The organism is Ruegeria sp. BB9 (assembly GCF_056539345.1).
Map to the genome: position 1 here is coordinate 41,652 of NZ_JBQFUU010000006.1, position 24,668 is coordinate 66,319.

The 24,668-nt window shown below is 63.4% G+C and carries 29 protein-coding genes; 9 read left to right on the top strand and 20 right to left on the bottom strand.

Annotation, left to right across the window (positions count from 1 at the left end; genetic code table 11):
* Positions 1-55 precede the first annotated feature (55 nt).
* Entirely contained in the window at positions 56-1,228 is a 1,173-nt protein-coding gene (locus ACR0FC_RS17925) for a MalY/PatB family protein (RefSeq protein WP_170342690.1), read from the top strand.
* Between the two features lie 20 nt (positions 1,229-1,248).
* On the opposite strand, the gene ACR0FC_RS17930 is transcribed toward ACR0FC_RS17925, so the two are convergent.
* Positions 1,249-1,602, bottom strand: a complete 354-nt coding sequence (locus tag ACR0FC_RS17930; protein WP_093965240.1) for a hypothetical protein — start codon at positions 1,600-1,602, stop codon at positions 1,249-1,251.
* A gap of 214 nt (positions 1,603-1,816) precedes the next feature.
* On the opposite strand from ACR0FC_RS17930, the gene ACR0FC_RS17935 reads away from it, so the two are divergent.
* Entirely contained in the window at positions 1,817-2,806 is a 990-nt protein-coding gene (locus ACR0FC_RS17935) for a glutathione S-transferase family protein (protein ID WP_170342691.1), read from the top strand.
* On the opposite strand, the gene ACR0FC_RS17940 is transcribed toward ACR0FC_RS17935, so the two are convergent.
* Positions 2,788-3,150 carry a response regulator transcription factor gene (locus ACR0FC_RS17940; RefSeq protein WP_170342693.1) on the bottom strand — a complete coding sequence of 121 codons (363 nt, stop codon included), beginning with the start codon at positions 3,148-3,150 and terminating at the stop codon, positions 2,788-2,790. The two genes, ACR0FC_RS17935 and ACR0FC_RS17940, sit on opposite strands and share 19 nt — an antisense overlap.
* A gap of 182 nt (positions 3,151-3,332) precedes the next feature.
* On the opposite strand from ACR0FC_RS17940, the gene cobD reads away from it, so the two are divergent.
* From cobD to ACR0FC_RS17955, 3 genes are read left to right on the top strand one after another with little or no spacing between them, the layout of a single operon-like run.
* Complete coding sequence (gene cobD, locus ACR0FC_RS17945) at positions 3,333-4,298, top strand: threonine-phosphate decarboxylase CobD (protein ID WP_170342695.1); 966 nt, start codon at positions 3,333-3,335, stop codon at positions 4,296-4,298.
* Positions 4,295-5,215 carry an adenosylcobinamide-phosphate synthase CbiB gene (cbiB, locus tag ACR0FC_RS17950; protein ID WP_170342697.1) on the top strand — a complete coding sequence of 307 codons (921 nt, stop codon included), beginning with the start codon at positions 4,295-4,297 and terminating at the stop codon, positions 5,213-5,215. Before cobD ends, cbiB begins: the two co-directional genes overlap by 4 nt.
* 14 nt (positions 5,216-5,229) lie before the next feature.
* Positions 5,230-6,393: a lytic murein transglycosylase gene (locus ACR0FC_RS17955; RefSeq protein WP_170342699.1), complete on the top strand. Its 1,164-nt coding sequence runs from the start codon at positions 5,230-5,232 to the stop codon at positions 6,391-6,393.
* Between the two features lie 4 nt (positions 6,394-6,397).
* On the opposite strand, the gene ACR0FC_RS17960 is transcribed toward ACR0FC_RS17955, so the two are convergent.
* From ACR0FC_RS17960 to ACR0FC_RS17980, 5 genes are all read right to left on the bottom strand, one after another.
* Complete coding sequence (locus ACR0FC_RS17960) at positions 6,398-6,895, bottom strand: P-loop nucleotide/nucleoside kinase family protein (RefSeq protein ID WP_170342701.1); 498 nt, start codon at positions 6,893-6,895, stop codon at positions 6,398-6,400.
* Positions 6,896-6,940: 45 nt separating this feature from the next.
* Positions 6,941-7,303, bottom strand: a complete 363-nt coding sequence (locus ACR0FC_RS17965) for a hypothetical protein (RefSeq protein ID WP_170342703.1) — start codon at positions 7,301-7,303, stop codon at positions 6,941-6,943.
* Positions 7,304-7,357: 54 nt separating this feature from the next.
* Entirely contained in the window at positions 7,358-10,813 is a 3,456-nt protein-coding gene (locus tag ACR0FC_RS17970) for a chromosome segregation SMC family protein (RefSeq protein ID WP_170342705.1), read from the bottom strand.
* A 137-nt stretch (positions 10,814-10,950) separates the two neighbouring features.
* On the bottom strand, positions 10,951-11,355 hold the full coding sequence (locus tag ACR0FC_RS17975; RefSeq protein ID WP_170342707.1) for a hypothetical protein: 405 nt from the start codon (positions 11,353-11,355) through the stop codon (positions 10,951-10,953).
* A 44-nt stretch (positions 11,356-11,399) separates the two neighbouring features.
* Positions 11,400-12,593, bottom strand: coding sequence for an aminotransferase-like domain-containing protein (locus tag ACR0FC_RS17980; protein ID WP_170342709.1), 1,194 nt, complete (start codon positions 12,591-12,593; stop codon positions 11,400-11,402).
* A 159-nt stretch (positions 12,594-12,752) separates the two neighbouring features.
* Here ACR0FC_RS17980 and ACR0FC_RS17985 point away from each other — a divergent pair, with 159 nt between their 5' ends.
* Positions 12,753-13,529, top strand: a complete 777-nt coding sequence (locus ACR0FC_RS17985; protein WP_170342711.1) for a FadR/GntR family transcriptional regulator — start codon at positions 12,753-12,755, stop codon at positions 13,527-13,529.
* A gap of 13 nt (positions 13,530-13,542) precedes the next feature.
* Here the strand turns inward: ACR0FC_RS17985 and ACR0FC_RS17990 are convergent, their stop codons facing one another.
* The 8 genes from ACR0FC_RS17990 to ACR0FC_RS18025 all read right to left on the bottom strand — a co-directional run bounded on the left by ACR0FC_RS17990 (position 13,543) and on the right by ACR0FC_RS18025 (position 19,347).
* Positions 13,543-14,781, bottom strand: a complete 1,239-nt coding sequence (locus tag ACR0FC_RS17990) for a glycosyltransferase (protein ID WP_170342713.1) — start codon at positions 14,779-14,781, stop codon at positions 13,543-13,545.
* Between the two features lie 102 nt (positions 14,782-14,883).
* Entirely contained in the window at positions 14,884-15,684 is an 801-nt protein-coding gene (locus tag ACR0FC_RS17995; protein ID WP_170342715.1) for an FkbM family methyltransferase, read from the bottom strand.
* Positions 15,681-16,628 (bottom strand): glycosyltransferase family protein, encoded by a 948-nt coding sequence (locus ACR0FC_RS18000; protein WP_170342716.1) that lies wholly within the window; start codon positions 16,626-16,628, stop codon positions 15,681-15,683. The genes ACR0FC_RS17995 and ACR0FC_RS18000 overlap by 4 nt, the downstream gene beginning before the upstream one ends.
* A 130-nt stretch (positions 16,629-16,758) precedes the next feature.
* Positions 16,759-17,319, bottom strand: a complete 561-nt coding sequence (locus ACR0FC_RS18005; RefSeq protein WP_093965218.1) for a F0F1 ATP synthase subunit B — start codon at positions 17,317-17,319, stop codon at positions 16,759-16,761.
* A gap of 5 nt (positions 17,320-17,324) precedes the next feature.
* Positions 17,325-17,876: a F0F1 ATP synthase subunit B' gene (locus ACR0FC_RS18010; protein WP_093965216.1), complete on the bottom strand. Its 552-nt coding sequence runs from the start codon at positions 17,874-17,876 to the stop codon at positions 17,325-17,327.
* Positions 17,877-17,962: 86 nt separating this feature from the next.
* Complete coding sequence (locus tag ACR0FC_RS18015; protein WP_005981269.1) at positions 17,963-18,187, bottom strand: F0F1 ATP synthase subunit C; 225 nt, start codon at positions 18,185-18,187, stop codon at positions 17,963-17,965.
* A 69-nt stretch (positions 18,188-18,256) separates the two neighbouring features.
* Entirely contained in the window at positions 18,257-19,012 is a 756-nt protein-coding gene (locus ACR0FC_RS18020) for a F0F1 ATP synthase subunit A (RefSeq protein ID WP_093965215.1), read from the bottom strand.
* Between the two features lie 2 nt (positions 19,013-19,014).
* Entirely contained in the window at positions 19,015-19,347 is a 333-nt protein-coding gene (locus ACR0FC_RS18025) for an AtpZ/AtpI family protein (RefSeq protein WP_093965213.1), read from the bottom strand.
* 231 nt (positions 19,348-19,578) lie between these two features.
* Here ACR0FC_RS18025 and ACR0FC_RS18030 point away from each other — a divergent pair, with 231 nt between their 5' ends.
* Positions 19,579-19,914, top strand: a complete 336-nt coding sequence (locus ACR0FC_RS18030) for an ArsR/SmtB family transcription factor (RefSeq protein WP_093965326.1) — start codon at positions 19,579-19,581, stop codon at positions 19,912-19,914.
* Here ACR0FC_RS18030 and ACR0FC_RS18035 read toward each other — a convergent pair.
* The 4 genes from ACR0FC_RS18035 to ACR0FC_RS18050 form a co-directional block, all read right to left on the bottom strand.
* Positions 19,911-20,324, bottom strand: a complete 414-nt coding sequence (locus ACR0FC_RS18035; protein ID WP_170342718.1) for a universal stress protein — start codon at positions 20,322-20,324, stop codon at positions 19,911-19,913. The genes ACR0FC_RS18030 and ACR0FC_RS18035 overlap by 4 nt on opposite strands.
* A gap of 74 nt (positions 20,325-20,398) precedes the next feature.
* Positions 20,399-20,668 carry a hypothetical protein gene (locus ACR0FC_RS18040; RefSeq protein ID WP_170342720.1) on the bottom strand — a complete coding sequence of 90 codons (270 nt, stop codon included), beginning with the start codon at positions 20,666-20,668 and terminating at the stop codon, positions 20,399-20,401.
* Between the two features lie 57 nt (positions 20,669-20,725).
* Entirely contained in the window at positions 20,726-21,640 is a 915-nt protein-coding gene (locus ACR0FC_RS18045; protein ID WP_170342722.1) for a DMT family transporter, read from the bottom strand.
* Complete coding sequence (locus ACR0FC_RS18050) at positions 21,637-22,515, bottom strand: LysR family transcriptional regulator (RefSeq protein WP_170342724.1); 879 nt, start codon at positions 22,513-22,515, stop codon at positions 21,637-21,639. The genes ACR0FC_RS18045 and ACR0FC_RS18050 overlap by 4 nt, the downstream gene beginning before the upstream one ends.
* Before the next feature lie 121 nt (positions 22,516-22,636).
* Here ACR0FC_RS18050 and ACR0FC_RS18055 point away from each other — a divergent pair, with 121 nt between their 5' ends.
* Positions 22,637-23,218 carry an FMN-dependent NADH-azoreductase gene (locus tag ACR0FC_RS18055; protein WP_170342725.1) on the top strand — a complete coding sequence of 194 codons (582 nt, stop codon included), beginning with the start codon at positions 22,637-22,639 and terminating at the stop codon, positions 23,216-23,218.
* 73 nt (positions 23,219-23,291) lie between these two features.
* A complete protein-coding gene (locus ACR0FC_RS18060; RefSeq protein WP_170342727.1) occupies positions 23,292-24,032 on the top strand; it encodes an aspartate/glutamate racemase family protein in 741 nt (246 codons plus the stop codon).
* Here the strand turns inward: ACR0FC_RS18060 and ACR0FC_RS18065 are convergent, their stop codons facing one another.
* Complete coding sequence (locus ACR0FC_RS18065; RefSeq protein ID WP_170342729.1) at positions 24,033-24,563, bottom strand: prolyl-tRNA synthetase associated domain-containing protein; 531 nt, start codon at positions 24,561-24,563, stop codon at positions 24,033-24,035. It abuts the gene before it with no gap.
* Positions 24,564-24,668: the final 105 nt, after the last annotated feature.

The window sequence follows — 24,668 nt, forward strand, 5'->3', positions numbered from 1 at the left end:
CCCCTTGCGCCGGGCGAATTTCCCGATAGCTTTCGGGCCAACGAATGGAGCAGACATGACTTTCAACGACCTGATCGACCGCCGGGGCACCTTCAGCTCGAAATGGGACAAGATGGAGAAACTCTATGGTGTCTCGCCCGAGGACGGGCTCGCCATGTGGACCGCCGATTCCGACTATGCCACCGCGCCCTGCGTGATTGAGGCGGTGCGCCGCGCGGCGGATCACGGGGTGTTCGGCTATTCCTGGCAGCACCCGGCCTATCTGCAGGCGGTGCAGTGGTGGATGCAGAACCGCCACGACTGGGCGATCGACACCGATTGGGTTCTGACCACACAGGGTCTGGGCAACGCCATCGCGCTGAGCCTCGATGTGTGGAGCGAACCGGGTGACGGGGTTGTGATCTTCACGCCGGTCTATCACGAGTTTGCGCACAAGGTGAACAAGACCGGCCGCCGGGTGGTGGAATGCCCGCTTGTGCGGGCCGGCGACACCTATGAGATCGACCTGGATGACGCTCAGTCGCGGCTGGACGGGTCGGAAAAGCTGTTGCTGTGGTGCTCACCACAGAACCCGTCCGGGCGGGTCTGGACACCGGACGAGCTGCGCGCGGTGGCGGCTTTTGCCGAACGCAATGGGTTGATCCTGATCTCGGACGAAGTGCATCACGATCTGGTCTATCCCGGGCATACATTCGTGCCGATGGACGTTGCCGCGCCGGATGCACGGCCCTGGACGGTGACGCTGACCGCACCGTCCAAGACCTTCAACATCGCCGGCCAGCGCACGGGCAACATGATCATTCCCGACGACAAGCTGCGGGCGCAAATGCGCCACCGGCTGAACACGCTGGACTACGACCCCAGCGCATTGGGCGTGGCGATGATCACCGCAGCCTACTCACCCGAGGGCGCCGAATGGGTGGATGCCCAGATCGACCACCTGAACGGCAATCGCGCGCTGTTCGATGCCGCGATTTCCGAGATCCCCGGCCTGTGGTCGATGCCCCTGCAGGCGACCTACTTGGCCTGGGTCGATTTCTCGGGCACCGGAATGGACCACGCCGAATTCGTGCGCCGTCTGCGCGATGATGCGCGGATCGCAACGTCATCCGGTCCGGGGTTTGGAACGGGAGGCGAGACCTTCGAACGGTTCAATCTCGCCACTCAGCGGGCGCGGGTCGAGGACGCGTGCGCCCGTTTGAAACTTGCTTTTTCCGACCTTCAATAAGGCCGCGCGAACGGTCTGCCCTAGTCGTCTTTGCCGAGAAGGGCGATTGGGGCATCCGGCGCGCGATAGAAATCCAGTGGCGCCTTGTCCGCCGCGACGGTGCTGCGCTTGAACTCATATCGCATCTGGCCGCCGTCTTCCTCGTCAGCGACGATCAGGCATTGATACAGGTGGTTGGCGCCGTCAAAAATATCGACCAGTCCACGTAGACGCGGTGTTGTCTCGGCCTCGACGGCGAAACCATCCTTCCACAATTTGAGGATTCTGTAGGTATTGTCGCCCATTTCCACCCGCAGACGGCTGGACTTCTTGAGCGATGCGATTCGGGCCGCATCCAATTCGGCGCTAATTTCCTTGGAAACATAAGTACTCATCAAAATTCCCCCCAAGCTATGCCATCTATTGTGGGGGTATCTTCGTAAAAATCCAGTGAAGCCCGACCGTTGACGCGGATCTGTGGGCGATTTGTTGCACAGACATCCCGGGTGGCACTGTGCGACTGCGCAGAGATGCTGCGCGCCTTCGGCGATGTGAACTGCGGCGCTGTCGCACTAAGCTTTGTCCGGAGACGGAAACGGAGGATCCAAGATGGGCCTGTTGGTCGACGGCACCTGGCACGACACCTGGTATGACACGAAATCCACCGGCGGAGCGTTCAAACGTTCGGCTGCCCAGTTTCGAAACTGGATAACGACCGATGGCAGTGCGGGTCCCTCGGGCAAGGATGGTTTCAAGGCTGAAGCCGGGCGATATCACCTGTATGTCAGCCTGGCCTGTCCATGGGCGCACCGGACGTTGATCTTCCGCCAACTCAAGGAACTTCAGGACCTGATCACCGTATCGGTGGTTCATCCGGACATGCTGGACCGCGGATGGACTTTCCAGACCGACGATCACGGCGCCACCGGCGATGCTTTGTATGGGCTGGACTATGCCTATCAGGTCTACACACGCGCCGACCCGAACTACTCGGGCCGGGTGACGGTGCCGATCCTGTGGGACAAGGTGCAAGAGACCATCGTGTCGAATGAAAGCTCGGAAATCATCCGCATGTTCAATTCGGCCTTCGACCAAATCACTGGCAACACCGACGACTACTGGCCCGCCGAGATGCGCGACGCGATCGAAGAGGTCAATGCGAGGGTCTACTCAAACGTGAACAACGGCGTCTACAAATCCGGCTTTGCCACCTCGCAGGAGGCCTATGACGCGGCCGTGCACCCCCTGTTCGACACGCTGGATTGGCTGGAAGATCGGCTGTCCACGCACCGATACCTGATGGGGGATCGCCTGACCGAGGCCGACTGGCGCCTATTCACGACCCTGATCCGGTTCGACCCGGTCTATCACCTGCATTTCAAGTGCAACCGCAGGCGGCTGATCGACTATCCCAACCTGTGGGCCTACACGCGCGAACTGTATCAATGGCCGGGCGTGGCGGGCACGGTAAACATGCACCATATCGTGCGGCACTATCACTACAGTCACGACAGCATCAATCCGCACCGGATCATCCCGATCAACCCCACCCTGGACTATTGGGAGCCGCACGGACGCGATCAACGCCCCGCGGCGTAGTGTTCGACCATCGCCGCCAGATCCTCGGGCGGCGTTCCGCTCTGGACATAGGCGCAGGCGTTGGGGCTGTGCGCAAAGATCGATCCGTCGGAAAAGAACGTTGTGTTGGTGACGAAGATCACCCGGGCATCCGGGCGGCGATAGCTGGCGAAATCCGCGACCGCCAACGCGCTGCCTGAATCCAGAACCAAGTCCAGGATTATGATGTCGAAGGGCGTGCCGTAAAGTGCAAGGATCGCTGCCTCCTGGCTTTCGACCAGAGAAACCTCAGCCCCCTGCCGTTCCAGGTGCCGCTGCCAGACCCGACCCAGGTCGGGGTTACTCTCAACAATCAGAACTTTCATTTGCAACAACCTCGGCACTTGATAAGGTGAGTGGTGCCGACCCCCATAAGCTGTGATCACGTTATTTCGTTAACAAAGGGTTAACGGTCGCTCCAGCCCTCCTCTATGAACCGGATTTGCTTGTAAAAACGGCGTAAATCCGCTTGAAGCGGGGTAAATTCGGCGTTTTGGACGATTCCGGCATGACTGACCGCACTGACGACTTGAACCCACGCGGCAAGCGTGACCACGGCGGTGGGTTGGACGACGCCATTGCCCGCCACCGCGGCGCGCGAGCGGAATGGATCGACCTGTCGACCGGGATCAACCCGCACCCCTACCCGGTGGCGGACCTCACGTCCGAAGACTGGACCGCCCTGCCCGACCACGGGGCCTTTGCCCGGCTGAGCGATGCGGCCCGCCGGTTCTGGGGTGTGCCGGACGGCGCGGCGATTCTTCCCGCGCCGGGCGCTTCGGCCCTGATCGCGCGGATCCCGGCGCTGGCCCCCGTTGGTGCGGTCCAGATCACCACGCCCACCTACAACGAACATGCCGCCGCCTTTGCCGCGCAGGGCTGGACGGTGCAGCCCGGCGGCCCGACGCAGGCGCGGGTGATCGTGCATCCCAACAATCCCGACGGCCGGATCTGGCAGGCCGAGGACGCCGATGCGCCGCTGACCGTGATCGACGAAAGCTTTTGCGACGTGACGCCCCAAGCATCATTGATCCGCCTGTCCGAGCGCTCCGGCGTGATCGTTCTGAAAAGCTTTGGCAAGTTCTGGGGACTTGCAGGTCTGCGGCTGGGCTTTGCCATCGGGCATCCCGACCTGATCGCGCGACTGAACGATCTGACCGGCCCCTGGGCGGTGTCCGGGCCGGCCTTGCGCATCGGCGCGCAGGCCCTGAATGACACGGCCTGGGCCGAGGCCACACGCGCCCGACTGGCCCGTGATACGGAACGGCTGGATACGCTGATGACCGGCAAGGGCGCGCATTTGGTCGGCGGAACCACGCTGTTCCGCCTGTATGACGTGGACGATGCCGCCGCCTGGCAGGACCGGCTGGCACAGGCCCATATCTGGAGCCGCATCTTCCCCTATTCCGACCGGTTCCTGCGGCTGGGCCTACCGCCCGAGCATGGCTGGGCACGCCTCGAGGCGGCGCTGTGAGCACCGCCCTGACGCTGACCCTGGCGATGCTGCTGGACGCCGCATTGGGCGAGCCCGACTGGCTGTGGTCGCGTCTGCGCCACCCGGCGGTGCTGATGGGCAACGCCATCGGCTGGCTGGACCGCCGCCTGAACCACGGCACGCATCGACGGGCCAAGGGCGTGCTCGTCGCCATTCTGCTGGTCCTGGGCGGCTGGGTGGTCGGTGCCGCGCTTGCGTGGCTTGGCTGGGCGGTCGAGGTCGTGGTCTGCGCGATCCTGTTGGCACAGAACTCTCTGGTGGCGCATGTCCGCGCCGTGGGCGTCGCGCTGCGGCGGTCCCTGCCCGAGGGACGCGCGGCGGTGGCGATGATCGTGTCGCGCGACACCTCGCAGATGACCGAGGCACAGGTGGCGCGCTCGGCCATCGAGAGCGCCGCCGAGAACCTCAGCGACGGGGTGATCGCCCCGGCTTTCTGGTTCCTGCTGGGCGGCCTGCCGGGGCTGCTGGTCTACAAGGCGGTGAACACCGCCGACAGCATGATCGGCTACCGCAATGACACGTACCGAGACTTCGGCTGGGCCGCCGCCCGGCTGGACGATCTGCTGAACCTGATCCCGGCGCGGCTGACTTGCCTGATGATCGTGGCCCTGTCGGGACAGTGGCGCCAATGGCGGGCCATCTTCGCGGACGCGCAGCGCCACATTTCGCCCAATGCCGGCTGGCCCGAGGCCGCCATGGCCCACGCGCTGGACGTGGCACTGGCCGGGCCGCGCAGCTATGATGGGCAGATGCGCGATCTGGCCTGGGTCAACGGCGAGGCCCGGCGCACGATCGGCGCAACGGAGGTTTTCCGCGCATGCGGGATCCTTTGGCAGGTTTGGGGGCTTGCGTTGGCCGGGCTGACGGTGTGGGTTGTTCTGAACACGGTTTTCTGAGGATGGTTTTCGTCATGCGCTTTGTCTCGGGCCTTGTGGCCGCTTGCCTGTTCGCCGCCCCGGCCCTTGCCCAATGCGGCGGCGGCTTCAACGCCTTCGTTCGCGGACTGAAGACCGAAGCGGCACAGCAGGGGTTCGACACGGCCACGGTCGATGCGTTCTTCAACGGTGTGCAGCAGGACCCCAAGGTGCTGAAGGCCGACCGCGCGCAGGGCGTATTCCAGAAACCGTTCATCGAATTCTCGCGTCGCCTGATCTCGCAGGATCGGATCAGGCGCGGCCAGGCGATGGCACAGAAATACGACGCCGTGTTCGACCGGATCGAGGCCGAATACGGCGTGTCGCGCGGGGTCCTGTTGGCCTTCTGGGCGTTCGAGACGGATTACGGCGCGTTCCAGGGCGATTTCAACACCCGCAATGCGTTAGTGACGCTGGCCCATGATTGCCGCCGCCCCGAGCTGTTCCGGCCGCAGATCTTCGCCGCGATCGAGCTGTTCCGGAACGGCGATTTCGACCCGAACCGCACCACGGGCGCATGGGCGGGCGAGATCGGCATGGTGCAGATGCTGCCCCGCGACATTCTGGAAAACGGCGTGGACGGTGATGGCGACGGGCATGTGCGGCTGAAAACCTCGCCCCCCGATGCGCTGATGTCGGGTGGCAAGATGCTGTCTCATCTGGGCTGGCAGCCCGGTCAGCCCTGGCTGCAGGAGGTCACCGTGCCCGCACAGATGGACTGGTCGCTGAGCGGGCCGGGCAAACCGCGCCCGGTGTCAGACTGGCAGGCGATGGGCGTGCAGGCGCGCAGCGGGACATTGGCCAACCTGCCGGCTTCGCTGATCCTGCCGCAGGGGCGCAAGGGGCCAGCCTTTCTGGCCTATCCGAATTTCGATGTCTATTTCGAGTGGAACCAAAGCTTTGTCTATGTCCTGACCGCTGCCTATTTCGGAACGCGTCTCGAAGGCGCACAAGTCTATTCTGCGGGCAACCCCGATCCAGGCCTGACCGGTGCCCAGATGAAACAGCTGCAGGCGAAACTGCAGGCGCGCGGCCACGACGTGGGCAAGATCGACGGCATCTTGGGGGCCGGAACGCGCGCTGCAGTACAGGCTGAACAGGCCCGGCTGGGACTGCCTGCGGACGCATGGCCGACGGTTGACTTGCTGAACCGGCTCTAGCCGCTCAATCCGTTGGGTCGTGGAACACCAGCGTTAATCCCTCCTCAGGCGTCGGTTCGGCGTAATGCCTGGAAAACCGGCGGAACTGTTCTTCGGTCGCGGCAAAGGCGTGGTCGCCCGCTGCGTTTCGTGCTTGCAGTCGGGCCAGACAAACGGCGTCGGGCGTGGTCAGCACATGCATCTGATGCGCGGCATCGGTCTGATCCAGAATTTCGCGCATCCAAGCACGGGTTTCGACCGTGTTGGCCGGGAAATCCAGAACAACCGACATGCCCGCCTCAAGCAGAGTCGTGACATGCGGACCCATCGCCGCGCGCAGACGCGTGGAACAGCGCAGATAATCGGCACCTGTCACCATCTGATCGGCAAAAAGCGGCTTCAGCCAGGCGTCCTCGGAAATCAGAACCGTGCCGGGCTGCCTCACGAGCTGGGCGGCAAGCGTCGATTTTCCCGCGGCGATCTTGCCGCAAAGCATGTGCAGGGTCGGAGCGGGTCGGGTCATCGGTCGATTCCTGGTTGGGCACGGCGGGTGAAGGAGAGGCCCCGATCACTCGGGTCGCACCGGGTAACGTTCACCTTTTTCGGTGATCAGGATCAACCGGCCATTGTTGCGCACGTACAGATCGCAGCGGTCGAACCCGTTGCGGTACTGCACACAGATGCTGCCATCAGCGGCGATGCTGTAGGTTCCGAAGGCCGTTCCGCCGCCATTGACCGTCGAATAAGTATAGGAATAGGCCCCACCGGCCGAGTATTTCGACTGCCCGTCGTCATAGAAAGTCAGCGTTCGCCCGGCCAGCGCGTTCAGTTCAGCGGGGCTCAGGGGGATATCACCGGGGCGTACAGCCCATTCGGCAGCCCAGAGCGGCGAGGCGGCGCAGGCCGCGGCGATCAGCAACACGTGTTTCATGCAGCCAGCCTAGCCCGGCCCGGCCCGATCGCGGAATAACGTTGCAGTGAGCGGTCAGGCGACCATCTGCTCGGCCTTCTTCAGATCGACCGAGACCAGTTGGCTGACGCCCTGTTCCTGCATGGTCACGCCGAACAGACGGTCCATCCGCGCCATGGTCACCGCGTGGTGGGTGATGATCAGGAACCGCGTGTCGGTCTGGCGGCACATCTCGTCCAGCAGATCGCAGAACCGGGTCACGTTGGCATCGTCCAGCGGCGCATCAACCTCGTCCAGCACGCAGATCGGCGCGGGGTTGGCCAGGAACACGCCGAAGATCAGCGCGGTGGCAGTCAGGGTTTGCTCCCCGCCCGACAACAGACTGAGGGTCGACAGCTTCTTGCCCGGCGGCTGGCACATGATCTCGAGCCCCGCATCCAGCGGGTCGTCGCTCTCGACCATCACCAGGTTGGCCTCGCCACCGCCGAACAGATGCTTGAACAGCATGGCGAAGTTCGCATTGACCTGTTCGAAAGCGGTCAGCAGGCGCTCGCGGCCCTCACGGTTGAGGCTGGCGATGCCGCTGCGCAGCGCCTTGATCGCCTCTTCCAGATCGGATTTCTCGCTGTTGAGCGTGTCGAACTCCTCCTGAACCTCCTTGGCGTCCTCCTCGGCGCGCAGGTTCACCGCACCCATCGCGTCGCGCTGGCGCTTGTGGCGGTTCACCTCAGCTTCCAGGGCATCGGCGGCGGGCATGTCATCGGGGTTCACGTCCAGCTGGTTCAACAGCTGGTTCGGGGTCAGTTGCTGATCCTCGGCGATGCGCTCAGCAGCAGCGGCAACACTTTCCTTAGCCGCCTCGAACCGCGCCTCGGCCGCGGCGCGGGCTTCGCGCGCCTCCGAGGCCTTGCGCTCGGCCCCGCGCTCGGCCAGCACGGCCTCGCGTTGCAGCGCTTCGGCCTGGGCTAGCTTGTCGGCGGCCTCGGCGCGGCGGGCCTCGGCGGCCTCGATCATCTCGTTCAGCTCTTCGCGCGCCTCGGCGATCTCGGCGGGCGCGGCCATCGCCTCGGTCAGCTCTTCCTCGGAACTGGCTTTGCGCTCGGCCAGCTCGGCGATGCGCTTCTCGGCGGTTTCCAGACGGTGTTTCCAGCCGCTCAGGTCCTTGGCCACCTCCTGCGTGCGGCGGGTGCGGGCCTCGCCCTCGCGGCGCAGCTCGTCATGGGTCGAGCGATGCGTCAGCATGGTGATCCGCGCGGCCTCGACCGTCTGCTTGATGTCCTCGACCCGGGCGCGGGCGGTGTCCAGATCGCCCAACTCGGCCACCGCGGCCTCAGCCTCGCGCAGCTGGGCGCGGGCCGCCATCGCATCCTGCTTGTGACGGTCGACCGCAAGCGTCAGGTTCTCCAGCTTGCCCTGCGCCAGGTTGCGGTCGGCCTCAGCCCGGCTGAGCGCGCGGGCGGCCTCGGCCATGCGTTGGTCGGCGGCGCGGCGGGCCTCGCGGGCGCGGCGGTCGGCCTCGGTCACCTCGGTCAGTTGCCGCGACAGAGCCTCATGCGCGGCGCGGGCGCCGTCGGCCTGCGCCTCGACCTGCGCCAGCTGCTGTTTCAGCGCCTCAAGCTTGTTGAGCTGCTCGAGCCGCAGCGCCGCGGCGCTGGGGGCATCCTCGGCCCAAGCGCGGAACCCGTCCCAGCGCCACAGATCGCCCGAGCGCGACACCAACCGTTGGCCGGGTTTCAGCAAGGGTTGCAGCCGCGCACCCTGATCCGCGTCGATCAGGCCGATCTGCGCGATGCGACGGCTGAGGCGGTCCGGCCCCGAGACGTGCAGCGCCAGCGGCTCGGCCCCGTCCGGCAACGGTTGATCGGCGTCATAGCCCGGCACCTGCACCCAGCCCGACGGGCCATCGCCCTCGACCAGCGGGGCGCGGAGGTCATCCGCCAGCGCGGCCCCCAGCGCCTTTTCAAAGCCCGGCTCGACCCGCAGCAGGTCCAGCACCTGCCCGCCCTCGGCGGTGTCGCGCTCGACCAGCTTGGCCAGCGCGGTGGTCTCGGCCCGGATCGCGCCCAACTCGCCCTCAGCCTCGGAGCGTTGGGCGCGGGCCTCGGCCTCGCGCGCCTGCGTTTCACCGCGCAGCTCGTCGGCGGCGGCCAGCGCTTCTTCGGCGGCTTCGGCGGCCTCGCGCGCCTCTTCCTCGGCGGCTTGCGCGGCCTCGAACGCTTCGTCGGCGCGGGTCAGCGCGGCGCGCGCCTCGGCAACGGCCGCGCGGGCCTTTTCCTCTTCGGCCTCGGAGCGTGCCAGCGTCTTGCGGCTGTCCTCGACCAGGCGCTGCGCCGATTGGTGACGCGCGACTAGGCGGGCGGTGTCCTCGGTTTCCTGCGCCAGCAGATCCTCGCGCTCCTGCAGAACCGCGGCGGCTTCGCGGGCGATTTCGGCGGCTTCGGCCAGCTTGTCGTCATGGCCCTCGGCGGCCTTGGCCAGTTCGCGGGCCTCCCATTCCAGCCGTTCGATCATCTCGCCGGCGTCGCGGTTCAAACCGGTTTCACGCTCGATGTCGCGGCCCAGTTGCTGGATACGGGCGGTTAGGGTTTCGATGGTCTGGCGCGCGCGGGTTTCCTGATCGGACAGCTGATCGCGCTGCACCTGCTGGCGCTGCAGGACGGCGGCGGCGATGGCCTCTTCTTCGCGTAGCGGCGGCAGGGTTTCTTCGATCTCGGCGCGTTTCGCGCTTGCGGCGCGGGCCTCGGCCTCGGCGCGCGCGGCTTCGGTGGTGCGGTCGCGCAGACGCTCTTCGGCCTGCTGGCGGGCCATGTCGGCCTCTTTCCAGCGGCGATACAGCAACATGCCCTCGGCCTGGCGCAATTGCTCGCCGATTTCGCGATACCGCGCGGCCTGACGGGCCTGGCGCGCCAGCTGCGCCAACTGCGTGCCCAACTGTTCCAGCACGTCATCGACGCGGGTCAGGTTGGCCTCGGTGCCCTTGAGCTTCAGTTCGGCCTCATGCCGGCGCTGGTACAGACCCGAGATGCCGGCGGCCTCTTCCAGAATGCGGCGGCGGGCGCGGGGTTTGGCGTTGATCAGCTCGGCGATCCGGTTCTGCCCCACCAGCGCGGGTGAATGTGCGCCAGTCGAGGCGTCGGCGAACAGCATCTGCACGTCGCGGGCACGCACGTCCTTGCCGTTGGCCTTGTAGGCGCTGCCCACGTCGCGGGTGATGCGGCGCACGATCTCGATCTGGTCGCTGTCATTGAACCCGGCCGGGGCCAGACGTTCCGAGTTGTCCATGGTCAGGACGACCTCGGCGAAGTTGCGCGCTGGACGGGTGGCAGCACCGGCAAAGATCACGTCCTCCATCGCGCCGCCGCGCATCGATTTGGGACGGTTCTCGCCCATCACCCAGCGCAGCGCCTCGAGCAGGTTGGACTTGCCGCAGCCGTTGGGCCCCACAACACCGGTCAACCCGTCTGCGATGATCAGATCGGTCGGATCGACGAAGCTTTTGAAGCCGGTGAGTTTGAGTTTGGTGAAGCGCAAAGGCCGATTTCCATGATTCCCGTTCCCTGAAAGTCTGGACAAGGGAATGCCCGCGAGTCAACGAAGTTGCGCAGGATATGGGATATTGGGCCGAGTTATCCACAATATCTTGCTGATTTGGGCGGAATTGCGCGGAGTCAATAAGGCGAACACTCGAACACCTGGTATCCGGTGTCCGCCCCGCTTTCATAGGTTCCGAAGTCGATGCATTCATAGTTGGTCGGCGTGACCGCAGCCAGCAACAGCCGGTCCGACGCCCTGCGGTCGCAGGCGAGGATGCCCACGGTCACCGCCGCGTCGCCCAGCACATCGGCGACCGGACAGCCCGCGACCTGAGCCATGGCCAAGGCGGCCCGATCTCGGACCGGCCCCAGCCGCGGGGCATATTGGCTGTTGATGCGGACCGCCTCGGCCAGGTCACCGCGCAGGCGCACGTCGAACACGCTGCCGTTCACGGCCACGCGGGTCGCTGGCACGTCGCGGAAATGGGGCGTGCCGGCCGAGCAACCGGCCAGCAACAGCAAGGCGAGGAACCGGATCATGCCGCAGCTTTGCGGCAAAATGGTTAACGAAAGCTTTCCCGCGCTCAGCCGCGCAGGAGCGTGCCCAGCCGTTCAATGCCCTCGGCAATCGTGGCCTCGTCCGAGTTGGAGAAACTCAGCCGGATCGTGTTGGCGCCGCTGCCATCGGGGTGAAAGGCCTGGCCGGGCACAAAGGCGACCTTGACCGTCTCAAGCGCGCGGGCCAGCAGCTGCGCGCCATCCGAGCCGGGCGGCAGGGTCAGCCAGATGAACATGCCACCCTCGGGCCGGGTCCATTGCACGCCTTCGGGCATGTGCCGATCCAGCGCCGCCAGCATCGCGTCGCGGCGCGCACCGTAGGTTGCGCGCACTTTCAGGATGTGGCTGTCGAAACAGGTTTGGGCCACTTGGTGCACGGCCATCTGGTTGATGGTGGCCGAATGCAGGTCAGCGGCCTGTTTCATCAGCACAAGCTGCGCGATGACGGGCCGCGCCGCCACGACCCAACCCACCCGCAATCCGGGCGACAGGGTCTTGGAAAAACTGCCGCAATAGATCGTCCGGCAGGCTTGCAGATCGCCCTTCCGCGCCAGTTCCAGCGCAAGGATCGGCGGGATCGCCTGCCCGTCATAGCGCAGGGCCTGATAGGCGCCGTCCTCGATCAGGGCGCAGTCCAACTCCTCGGCCAGATCCAGAAGGGCCTCGCGCCCCTGCCGATCGACGGTCTCACCGGTCGGGTTTGCAAAATCGGGAGACAGATAGCCGTATTTGACGGTCCCCGGCCCCGCCGCGGCCCGGTATTGCGCCGCGCCCGCATTGCCGCCTTCGCGCAACCGGTCAAAGCGTGGTTCATAGGCGTTGAAGGCCGCCAAGGCGCCCAGGTAGGTCGGCCACCCGACCAGCGCCGTGTCGCCGGGCGACAGAAACAGTTTGCCCAGATAGTCGAGCGCCTGCTGCGAGCCCGAGGTGATCAGTACGTCGTCGGGGCCGCAGTTGATGCCGATCTTGCGCATGTGGTCGGCGATGCATTCCCGCAACGGCATGTACCCTTCGGACACGGAATACTGCAGCGCCTGCGCGCCGCCGCCAGCACCAAGTGCCTGTTGGAATGCCTGAGAAAACGCCTCGGTCGGAAAAAGCGCCGGGTCGGGGATACCGCCGGCAAAGGAAATGATGCCGGGTTGATCCAGCAGCTTCAGCAGCTCTCGGATTTCAGACGCCTTCATTCGCGCGGCGCGCGTTGCAAATAGCTGGTGCATGTGCCGAGCCTCCTCCGCTGGGTCGGACCGACGCTATGACCTCTGCGTTTAAAGTCAATAATACTGACCTAGTGTTTCAGCCAATGTGATCGCGGCCCGTTCTTGCACGGGCCGGGCATATGTGGTCATATGATTTGACCAATTTTCAGCGATGATCCGATGCCCTTTCAGAAAGTCCAGACCGAGAAACTGTCCCTGGCCGTCGTCAAACAGATCGAACTGCTGATCCTGCGCGGGATCCTGCGCCCCGGTGAGCGCCTGCCGTCCGAGCGCGAGCTGGCCGACCGGCTGGGTGTGTCGCGCCCGTCGCTGCGCGAGGCGATCTCGCAACTGCAGGAGCAGGGCCTGCTGACCGCCAAGGCAGGGTCAGGCATTTATGTGGCCGAGGTTCTGGGCTCGGCCTTTTCGCCCGCACTGATCCGTCTTTTCGGCAGCCATGACGAGGCCGTATTCGATTACCTGTCGTTCCGGCGCGACATGGAAGGGCTGGCGGCCGAACGCGCCGCGCGTCTGGGCTCGGGCAGCGACCTGAAGGTGATCCAGACGATTTTCGACAAGATGGAGGCCGCCCATGCCCGCAACGCGGCCGATGACGAGGCCCATCTGGACGCGCAGTTCCACATGGCCATCATCGAGGCCAGCCACAACGTGGTGATGCTGCACATGATGCGGTCGATGTTCGATCTGCTGCGGCAGGGCGTGTTCTACAACCGCCAGATCATGTTCCACCAGCGCACCACACGCGACGCTATCCTAAACCAGCACAGGGCAATCAACGCAGCCCTTCAGGCCCGCGACCCCGAAACCGCCCGGCAGGCAGTGGAACAGCATCTGAGCTTTGTCGAACGCTGCATGGAAGACCAGCAGAAGGCCCGGCGCAACGAACTGATCGCGCGCCAGCGGCTGGAACATGAGGTTGGCAACTTGGGCGGTTGAGGCCCTCTGCCTCTCACTGCGCCTTCAACCCCAGCGTTTCATAAAGGCGCCTGTATTGCTCGGCCACGATTGGCATCGCATAGCTCTGCAGGGCATGTTTGCGCGCAGCATTCCCGTCGCGCTTCTGCCCTTGAGCCTCGCAGGAACGCTGATCATCAATCACCCCCTTTAGGCAATCCGCCAAGTCCCGCGCATCAAACGGCTTGGCCAGCCGCCCGCACCCGGGGTTCGGGACCAGATCGGGCAATCCACCGATCTTGAACCCGACGATCGGAATACCGCAAGAAAGCGCCTCGACGCCGGTGTTGGGCAGGTTGTCTTGTCGGGACGGCAACGCAAAAACGTCCGCGCACGCATAAACAGACCGCAGTTCCTCGGGCACTGAATGTTGTCCAGTGAAATGAGCCGGAAAGGGCAGATCGACCTCATGCGCATCCGCGCCGAATATCAGAACCCGGATATCAGATCTTTCCTGTTTCAGGATCGACAGAGCTTCCTTGAGGTGCCTAAATCCTTTGCGCGGATCGCTGTCGCCCCCCATGGCCCCAAAACCGATGACAGCAGAGTCGCGTGGCAGACCCAATCGATCTCTTGCCGCGTCTCGGTCGGTGGGGCGCCAGACATCGGTATCGATTGCGTTGGGAATGACTGAAACGGGCCAGTCCTGCGTCAAGGTGCTTTGCCGGGCGCAATCCGCCAGCCAGCGGCTGGGTGCAACAAGATGGAACGGCCGCGTCCAAAACCGCTGTTTTCTCTTCCAGACACGGCGGTTCAGCCTGCTCGCTCGGCTATCCTGCTCGGTCGCGTAACCGTTTTTCCAGGCATCGCCCTCAGAGTAGTGCTCCACCCCACAGAACGGCCACATGTCATGCATGGTCCATACAACCGGATGACACAGGTTTCCGATCTCGCGGATTGACATCAGATCCGAGTTGACCCAGTGCAGGTTCAGAATTTGTGAGGGCTGCTGGTTCAGGTACTTCGCCAAGCCCGAACGGACCTGACCCAGCGAAATCAAACCCGAGAAATCCGCTTCATGCCGGCGCCGGATACTGCGCGCCATTTCCCGTTGAATCATTCGTCCCAGACCCTTGGCCGGCTTGAACGTGGTGATGCCTGGCCCTTCCTGACCTCGCGCAACGGTCATGGTTGAGTTCACGCCGCTGGCGTTTAGGGCCATATGCAGCCGGTGCGCCGCAATCGCCGCGCCCCCCTCAGAACTACTGAAACTGATGTGGTTTACCTTGAGCACCGCGACTCCATTTGTCCGGCGTAGAATCTGGTCACGAGCCCCAGAGTCACGACGCTTGGTTCCGCCCGTTTTCTAGCGCATGAAATACTCGAAAGAAGCACGTCAGGGCTGTTTCTCGTGCAGGTACAAATAGTCGGTACTGCCATTTCCATAGACGCAGACATACCCTGCTGCCCTCAGCGCCTTGTCTGCGGCATCAACCCGCTGAAAGGCTTTCTTTCCGGGCCGGTTGAGTTCGTCGTATTCGACGCAGATCTGCTGGGGCCGCAGCCCGTCTGCCAGAATCTGCTCAAGAACTTCGACTTCCGCACCTTCTATGTCGAGCTTCAACAGCTGGACTTCCTCGATTGGAATTGCGTGATCGTCCAGTACTTCCTGCAATGTATCGGCCTGAACCATCAGGTGATCGGTATCCTGACGATAATCGTTCTGGAAATTCACGATCGAGTGCGACACATGCTCGGGGTTCTTGGGAAGAAAAAAACGCAGTGTCTCGTTGCGGCACCAAAGGGCGCGATCGACCATTATCAGGTTGTCTTCACTGCAGGTGCTCAGGTCGTAGGCTTCAACGGGCTGTGAACCACCTGAAACGTAGCCCGTTTCACCCACTTGGCCGAAACGCTTTTTCATCGCGCCAAAATGGGCCACGGCCCGAGGTGTCGGATCGATGATCACGACCCTAGCGCTGTAGCGGTTCGCAAACTCGACGTCGAAAGACGCGTCCTCTCCAAGACCAGCGCTGACGATCGTGCAGCCCTGCAGACTCTCGTCCTCGAGGAAAGTCCAGCCACCATAGTCAGAGCCGAGTGTGACCAGGCGCAAACCGTGCCTGGCCCGAACCGTTTGCAGCCTGTGGCGCTTGTAGCGCTTTTCGCGAAGCCAGTTTCCTATGCGCTCTATCATCTTTCCCTCTTGGACATGAGCCTGCCGACAAACCTGTTGAGCTTGCGCCTGATCTTTTCCAGTTTGCCGGGTTTGGTCAGGTAATACAGTTTCACCTGCTCCACCGCATCGGTATTTTCCGAGATCTGGTCAGGTAAGCCCGGCGAAAGGTTGGAGTTCAGGCGGCTGCGCGTGTAGGACTTGTTCACCACACCATGACTGCCGGATCCATCAAAACCGATGTTCTCTACATAGGAAAAATATGGGGACAGGCACAATCCGCGATTCCGGAAAATGGTCGCGTACCAGAAAACCGCCCATGTCTTCAACTCGCCGGTCTGGTTCGCCAGAACCTGCGACCAATAGTCCTGTGCCCCGTCGAGGTTGAAGCGGGCGATGTCTGCGTCTGAAAACTCATCCACCAGCGCGTCAGGGTCGCGGCTGTAATGCGCCCAACGGTCCGCCCAGGTTGCCCATCCCCAGCAACTCATGAAACGCCAAAGATATGCGCCCTGCGCTCGGCGAAAGGCAGGCACGTCCTCATTGTAGCCGGCAATATGCCAGACCGCGTGCTCGTCCTTGTAGCGGTCCAGCGCAAGGTTCATATAATGAAGAAAGGCTGGCGACGTGAGTATATCATCCTCGAGAATGATCGCGCGGCCATGCTCCGCCATCATCTGCGAAACACCCTCCTCGATCGATACGGCCAGCCCTGCATTCCGGTCACGTCGGCGCAGCTCGATACTGGCAAAGCCCCGCTGCGTTTCGGCCACCTGCGCAACAGCGTCAACAATCGGCTTTTCGGCATCATTGCGGGGGCCGTCGATGAATACGGTCAAGGATGTCGACGCGGCCAAGGGCGATTGGGCCAGGGCGTCCAACGTCCGCCGCGTATGTTCGGGTCGGTTGAACGCGAACACGCACACAGGGGCGGGATCAACAATCTTGGTATGTCCGGATGTCATCGTACCTCACCGAAACGCCACAAGCTGACTGCCCTGAATCAACAGACAATGACACGGGCTACAAGCAAAAAAACCCGAAAGCAGGCAGCTTTCGGGTTTTGGAAATTGAGATTGGGTCACGCCGAACAGCTCAGTGCAGCTTGTCACCGACCTCGGAGATCGCCGAGTCAATCAGCTTGTTGGCTTGCGCCGCAGTCATCTGCTTGGCCAGCACGGACTTGGCCGCCGCAACGGCCGCAGTAACAGCCTGGTCGCGCACTTCCTTCACTGCCGAGGCCTCGGCCGATGCGATTTGATCCTGTGCGGCAGCCAGACGACGCGCGATGGATTTCTCCAGATCCGCCTTTGCCTGTTCGGCAGCCAGAACCGAATCTTCCTTCGCCGCGGCCACGATGGCTTCGGCCTGAGTCTGCACTTCGCGCTGCTTGCGTTCGTATGAGGCCAGCAGGCTGCGCGCTTCTTCATGCAGGGCACGGGCCTCGTCCAGCTCGGCCTTAATGCCTTCGGCGCGGTTGTCCAGCGCCCCGCCAATCATCGAGGGAACCTTGAAATAGAACAGGACCGCGATAAAGACGATGAAGCCCAGCGTCACGACGAAATCGGTGTTCGCCAGCGAGAAGAACGGACCGCTTGCGGCCAGCGCCGGGCTGGCGAAGCCTGCGGTCAGGATAAGAGCAAGTGTATTCCGCATGTCACTTATCCTTTCATCTGCGCGCTGATGGCACTGCTGATGGCTTTGGCATCCGCCTCGCCGCCCAGCGCAGTCACCAGTTCGGCCGCCGTATCGTTGGCAACCTGTTGAATGCTTTCCAGCGCTCCGGCACGGATTTCGGCAATTGCCTTCTCCGATTCTGCCGCCTTGGCCGCGATTTCCGCGTCTGCCTTGGCAATCGCGTCATCCAGGTCCGCCTGGATTTCGGCGCGCGCTTCGGCTGCGATCCGCTGAGCCTCGGCACGGGCATCGGCCAGCGCCTTGTTATAGGCCTCTTCGGCCTCGACCGCCTTGGCCTTCAGATCTTCGGCCGCAGCCAGGTCATTTGTAATGGTCCCCTGACGCTCGGCCAGGATCGCCGCGATGCGCGGCAGGGCCACGCGGGACAGGACCAGAAAGATGACGACCAGCGTAATGACCAGCCAGAAGATCTGGTTGGGGAACCAATCGAAGCAGAGCTGCGGCATCCCGATGGCCGAGCCATGGGAATCGACGCATTTGCCGACTGCTTCTGCAGCTATGGGTTCTGTCGCCATGATGTCCTCCGTCGGAACGTTGTCTTTACAACAGGTGGGCCGCTATGGCTTGGGCCCACCTGCGCGTAAGGATCAGGTTCCGCAGATTAAACGGCGAACATCAGCAGCAGCGAGACCAGGAATGCGAAGATCCCCAGGGCTTCTGCGAATGCGATACCGATGAACAGGGTTGCGGTCTGCGAAGCAGCCGCCGAAGGGTTGCGCAGAGCGCCGGCCAGGAAGTTGCCGGCCACGTTGCCCACCCCGATTGCGGCCGCGCCGGAACCGATTGCTGCCAGGCCTGCGCCGATGTGTGCGAGATCGCCTTCCATGATGTATCTCCTTACGAATTGGAAGTTTCGATTTTGGGTTATCGTTCCTGTGCTCAGGGTCGCCCCTGATCAGTGATGCGGATGCAGAGCGTCCTTCAGATAAACACAGGTCAGAATGGTGAATACGTAGGCCTGGATGAAGGCCACCAGGACCTCGAGACCGTACATTGCGGTGATCGCCAGAACCGATACGGGCGAGATCACGGCGACCGCGGCGAAGCCGGCGAAAACCTTGATCACGGCGTGGCCGGCCATGACGTTACCCGCAAGACGAATGGAGTGGCTGACCGGGCGCACGAAGTACGAGATCAGCTCGATGATCGCCAGGATCGGGCGCAGCGCCAGCGGCGCGCTGGACACCCAGAACAGGCTCAGGAAGCCGGCGCCGTTCTTGACAAAGCCCAGAACGGTCACGGTCAGGAACACGGCCAGCGCCAGCGGAATTGTGACTGCGAAATGCGACGTGGTGGTGAACGAGGTCGGGATCAGGCCGAGGAAGTTCGCGGTGACGATGAACATGAACAGGGTCATGACATACGGGAAGTACTTGACGCCTTCCTTGCCACAGATGTCTTCCAGCATCTTGTAGATGAAGCCGTAGGCCAGCTCGGCGATCGACTGCATGCGGGTCGGAACGATGGCGCGCTTCGAGGTGCTGAGCACCAGCAGGCCGATGATGGCCAGAACCGCGAAGAACAGCCACAGGGTCACGTTGGTGGGCGTGTACCAAGCCATCTCACCGCCGAAAAGCGGCTTGACGATGAACTGGTCCATCGGATGGAAAACCAGGCTGCTGCCTTCTGCTGCGGTGGTCTCGGTCGCCACGTTCAGTCCCTCTCGTCCTTCTCGGCCTGTGTCGAGGCCGCTTGTTTCTCTTGAGCTTCTTGCGCGCTGCGGAGCATGACCTTCACGCCCGCGACAAGGCCCAGCAATGTGAACAGCACCAGGAAGATCGGGATCGTCCCGAACAGGCTGTCCAGCCCGTACCCGATGCCAAATCCGATCCCCAGACCGGAAACCATCTCGATGACCATCCGCCAGGCCAGCTCGCCCCCGGATATGTCAGCGTCCGCACGAGGTTTCGGCGCTTTGGCCTTTTTTGCCGCGTCGATCTTGGCCTCAAGCTGCGTCAGGCGCTGCTTTGGGTCGTCATCGGTCACGGGCGTTTCCCTCGCACAGTCTTGGCGCAGTTGCTAAGCGGCCTCGCGCGCAGAGTCAACGCTGTTGATGGCTCCAATTGACGCAGCTTAAGCCTATGTTTTCAAATGATTTTTATGGACACGCTCTGACTGACGATCGGGCCGCGAACAAACCATGCCGCTGGAAACATCGGATTCCGCATATTCAACCAAATGGTTGACCAAACTTTCCCGCTGTGGTTCAGCGGGATCATGTCCGATGACCTCGATACCGTCTTTGCGGCCCTGGCCGACCCCACGCGGCGCGCGATACTGGCGATGCTGCTCGAGGATGACATGGCCGTCACCGACGTGGCCCAGCCGTTCGAGATGTCGCTGGCGGCGATCTCGAAGCACCTTACGATCCTGACCCGAGCCGGGCTGATCAGTCAGGAAAAGCGTGGCCGGGTGAAATGGTGCAAGCTGGAACCCGACGCCCTGCGCGCGGCCTCGGTCTGGATGCAGGGGTTCGGGCAGTTCGAACCCGTGAATCTGGACGCGTTCGAGCGGTTTCTGGAAAACCAGCTTTCCGCGGGGGACGAGGCCTAGCGCACCACGAAGACCGACATGCTGGCATGTTTGGCCAGATATCCGGCATGGCTGGACAGGATGAAGTCGGTAATCCGTGGCGCATGGGTGCCCACCACGATCAGGTCGGCACCGATCTCTTCAGCGGTGCGGGCCAGATCACCATCCACTTCGACCGCCACATCCACCGAATGAATGTTGCGGAAATCAACTTGCGCTCCGCTGGCCTGGGACAACTCGTCCGCCAGATCGGAAAGGTGGTCCTTGATCGCGGATTCGGTTTGCGTGGGGTCGCCGGGCTGGTTGCTTGTCACGCTGACGATGGTGATCCGCGCGCCCTGCCACCGGGCGATCTGTGCCGCAACTTCGGCCGCTTTGCGCACTTCGGGTGGCAGATGCAGATCGACGGGAAACATTATGTGTTGGAACATCAGTCCCTCCTTTCACGCCGACAGCTTAGCGGGTTTGACATAACCGGCCCTTGATGTGGCTCAATCCAAGAGGATCAGCCTTGCTGGCTGTACTCGACCCCTGTGACCACACCGCTGGGATCGGCGCGGCACAGCCACGGGGCCTGAGCGCCGGCCACTGTGACTTGTGTGACGGTTCCCGCCGGTTCGGCAGTTGTCGACAGAGCCTGGACATCCGCGGGGCTCCGGTTGGCCTCAGCAGCCACCAATGCCTCGCAGCTGGCTTGAAGGGTTGAATTGTCGGTGGTGTCCTGCGTACACCCAAAAACCAGCATTAGCGTGGCCGAGGCAATCAATCTGTGCATGTTCCGGTCCTTTCGGAGTTTGCCCCACCCTGCCACGAACGGGCGCTTTGGCAAAGGTCAGTCCAACGCGGTTTGTCGCCGAGCCATCCCCAGGTCATCCCCTTTCAGCAACAGCACCAGGGCAAGGATCGTCAGCCCTATCCCCACAAGAACAAGAAGGCCAGGCGCCGGCTGGCCCAGCGCGATCTGCCAGATGATCACCCAGCTGGGCGTCAGGTAGGTATAGGCCATGACCTTGGCCGATGGCAGCAGTAGCGTGGCATATTGCAACAGAACGAAGGTGGCCGCGCTGGCGCAGACGGCCACATAGAACAGACCGATCCAGACGATCGCCGGCAGGTTGGCCCAGTCGGTCGCGCGGATGTCGGACCAGCCGAACACCGTCAGCACCGCGCATCCGGCCACAAGCGTGCCGAAGGTGAACACGACCGGCGGCTCGCCCCGGTTCAGCTTGCGCACCATGGGCGTATAGATCGCATGGGCCACGCAGCCCCAGAAATAGATGATCTCGCCCTGCCCGATCTCAAAGGCGCGAAAGGCCAGCCAATCGGCGCGGAACACCACCCAAAGCGCGCCAACCGCGCCCACGCTCAATGCAAGGGCCATGTGCGGGGTGGTGATCTGGCGCAGCAGGACCCAACCCGCCACCGCCGACAGGATCGGCGTCAGGGTAAACACCGCCGCCGCGCTGACCGGCGGCGCGGTCTTCAGCCCGTAGAACATCAACACGAAATAGGCCGAGAACAGCCCGCCCAGCACCAGATACCGCCACGGCGCGCGCGCCGCGCTGCGCGGCAGGCCGGTCGTCATCAGCGCCGCGATGCCGATCACCACGCCGGCAATTGCGAACCGCGCGGCGTTCAACGCCGCCGGCGCGATCTCGTTGGCGATCATCGAGCCCAGCGAGAAACTGCCCGCCACCAGCGCCGAGAACACCAGCATGGCCAGATGGCCACGCGCCTGCGGGCTCATGGCAGCCAGTCCTTTGCCTGCTCCTTGAGGAATTTCAGAAAGGTCTGCACCTTGTTGGTGCGGTGCAGATCCACATGGGTCACCAGCCACAGGTTGCCGGCCCATTCCGGCAGCGGCTCCATCACCTCCTGCAACTGCGGATGGCGGGCGGCCTCCCACCGGGCCATGAAGCCGATCCCTGCCCCGGCCAGAACCGCTTCGGCCACGGTGAAGTTGTTGGAGCAGCGGAAGGTGATCGCCTCGGCCGGGACATTGGCGCGCAGCCAGCGCGAAAAAGGCGCGCGGCTGTTTTCGTCATCCGCCCCGACGAAGGCGTGGTTGGGGAAATTCTCGACGCCCGCGGGCAGGCCGCGCCGCGCGATATAGTCCTGACTGGCATAAAGCCCCACTTCTTGCGTCATGAAGGGCTGCACCACGTTGTCCGGCTGATCTGGGGCCGCACCGGCACGGATGGCCACATGCGCCTCGCCATATTCCAGGCGGAACAGGCGGTCGCCGGTCAGATAGCGCACGATCAGATCGGGATGGTCCTGCTGGAACGCGGTCAGCGTGGGCACCACCAGCGGTGCCAGCGAGGCCAGCGAAGTCACCACCAGCTCGCCCGAGACATCGTCTCCGCGCCCCTTCAGCCGCCCGACCAGCTGGTTGAACTGATCCTCGGTGGCCTGGGCCACGCGCAGCAGATCCTCGCCCGCCTCGGTCGGGGTGTAGCCGCGCGCGTGGCGCTGGAACAGCTTGACCTTCAGCCGGGCCTCGATCGCATCGATATGGCGGATCACCGTGGCGTGGTGCACCCCCAGAACCTCGGCCGCGCCGCTGACCGTGCCCATACGCGCTACCTGATAGGCGGTGCGGACCTCGTCCCAATTGTCCATGACAATACCAATTCTGTGCAATTTCCAACAATGACTGTTGATTTATCCCAGTTTCGTTCGCTCACGCAATACTCATATTGGGCTCAGACACAAAATCCGAACCCTGAGAAGGACCCACGCTATGACAAAGACCATCCTGCATATCGACGCCTCGGCCCGCCGCACCGGCTCGGCCACCCGCGACCTGTCGGCCCGCATCGTCCAGCACCTGGGCGCCGGCCGCATCATCCGCCGCGACCTGGCCACGCCCCTGCCCCTGCTGACCGAGGACTGGATCACCGCCAACTTCACCCCCGCCGATCAACGCGACGCCACCCAGCGCGACCTGCTGGCCCTGTCGGACGAGTTGGTCAAGGAACTGCAGCAGGCCGACACGGTGGTGATCGGGCTGCCGATCTACAATTTCTCGGTCCCCGCTGCCTTCAAGGCCTGGATCGACCTGGTCGCCCGCGCGGGACTGACATTCTCGTATACCGAAAACGGCCCCAAGGGCCTGCTGGAAGGCAAGCGCGCCATCCTCGCCATCGCTTCGGGCGGCACTGCCGTGGGGTCCGAGATCGACTTCGCCACCGGATACGCCCGCCATGTGCTGGGCTTCATCGGCATCCACGACGTGGATGTGGTGGCCGCCGACCGCATGGCGCTGGATCCGGAAGCCGCGCTGAGCAACGCGCAGAAAGCCGTGGCCGAACTGGCCGCCTGATCCGGCCACTGGCCATCCTTGGTCAAACCGTCCAATCTGCACCCGAACTGGATCGGCAGATTGGACGGTTGTCATGAAGAAGATCGGAATTCTGGGCGGGGTCGGCTGGGCGTCGACAATAGACTATTACCGCGCCATCGCCGAGGGCGCCGGGCGCCATTTTGCAGACCGTGGGCACGGATCACCGCTGCCTGTTCCTCCGATGACCATCGAATCCGTCACCCAGGCCAGAACCCGCGCGCTGCGCGGAACTGCCGGCGACGAAGCAAGCTGGTCCGCGTTCGATGCCCTTTTCCGCGATGCACTGCTGACGCTTGAGCAGGCGGGATGTGATTTCGGCATCATTGCCTCGAACACACCTCACGCCCGTTTGCATGCGATCCGGCAGGGCGTGACCATGCCGATCCTGAGTATCTTTGATGCAACCGCCGTGGCCACCAAAACGACACGCGCCAAATGCGCGCTGGTGCTGGGAACCTCGGTCACGATGCAAGCGCGCCACTATGCGGAAAGGCTGGCGGTTGAAGGCATCACAGCCAATGACCGACTTCCCGAGGACCAGATCGCGGAAATGCAGGCCATGATCGACACCGAGTTCTATGGCGGTGCCTCGGCCAATGCCCGCCACCGTCTGCTGGCGTTCTGCAACCGGCACGCCGCCCCCGGAACCGCGATCCTGCTGGCCTGCACCGAATTGCCGCTGGCCTTTCCCCAACATCTTGATGACCCGGTTTTCGAGACCGACGGGCACCTGTTCGTCAATCCCTCGGCCGCCCATGTCGCCGCCGCGTTGAAAGAGGCGCTGAGCGATTGATCAGGGATGCCAGGTAACCTCGCACCCGATCCGGTCGAAGAAGGCCATCAGGTCGTCGCGCGCCATGGCCACCGTCCGGTCGTTGACAAGCGGATGCATATAAATCACGTCCGCATGCTGCGCCGCGTCGTCCATGAAAAACCGCACATCGTTGCCGACGCCGTTGATCATCGCCAGCGGGCTGACCGCGCCGGGACGGATGCCAAGGTTCTGCATCAGCCGATCCGCCGACCCGAAGGACAGGTTGCCCACCCCCAGTTCGGCGCCCAGCGCCTTGAGGTCGATCTCGCGGCTCTGCTCCAGCGTCACCAGGTAGTTCCGCTTTTTCTTGTCGCGCAGATACAGGTTCTTGAGCCGCAACGCGTTTTCGCCCGGCACCATGAACTGATCCTCGACCGCCTTCGACTCTTCGACCGTCCGCAGCGGGACGTGGCTGTGCAGGCGATAGGGCAGCCCCCAATCGTCCAGCTGCGCCAGCAGTGCATCGGAACTAAGCGGCAATGTGTCCTGAAAGGCGGATGAGGCGTCCATGGTCTTCTCCCGAATAGCGCAGCAGTCATGGCCGACGGGGCAAGACGATGCAACCCGGCAAGCGCGGATGGTTGACTCGGGTGGCCAATGGGCCTAAACGCCAAC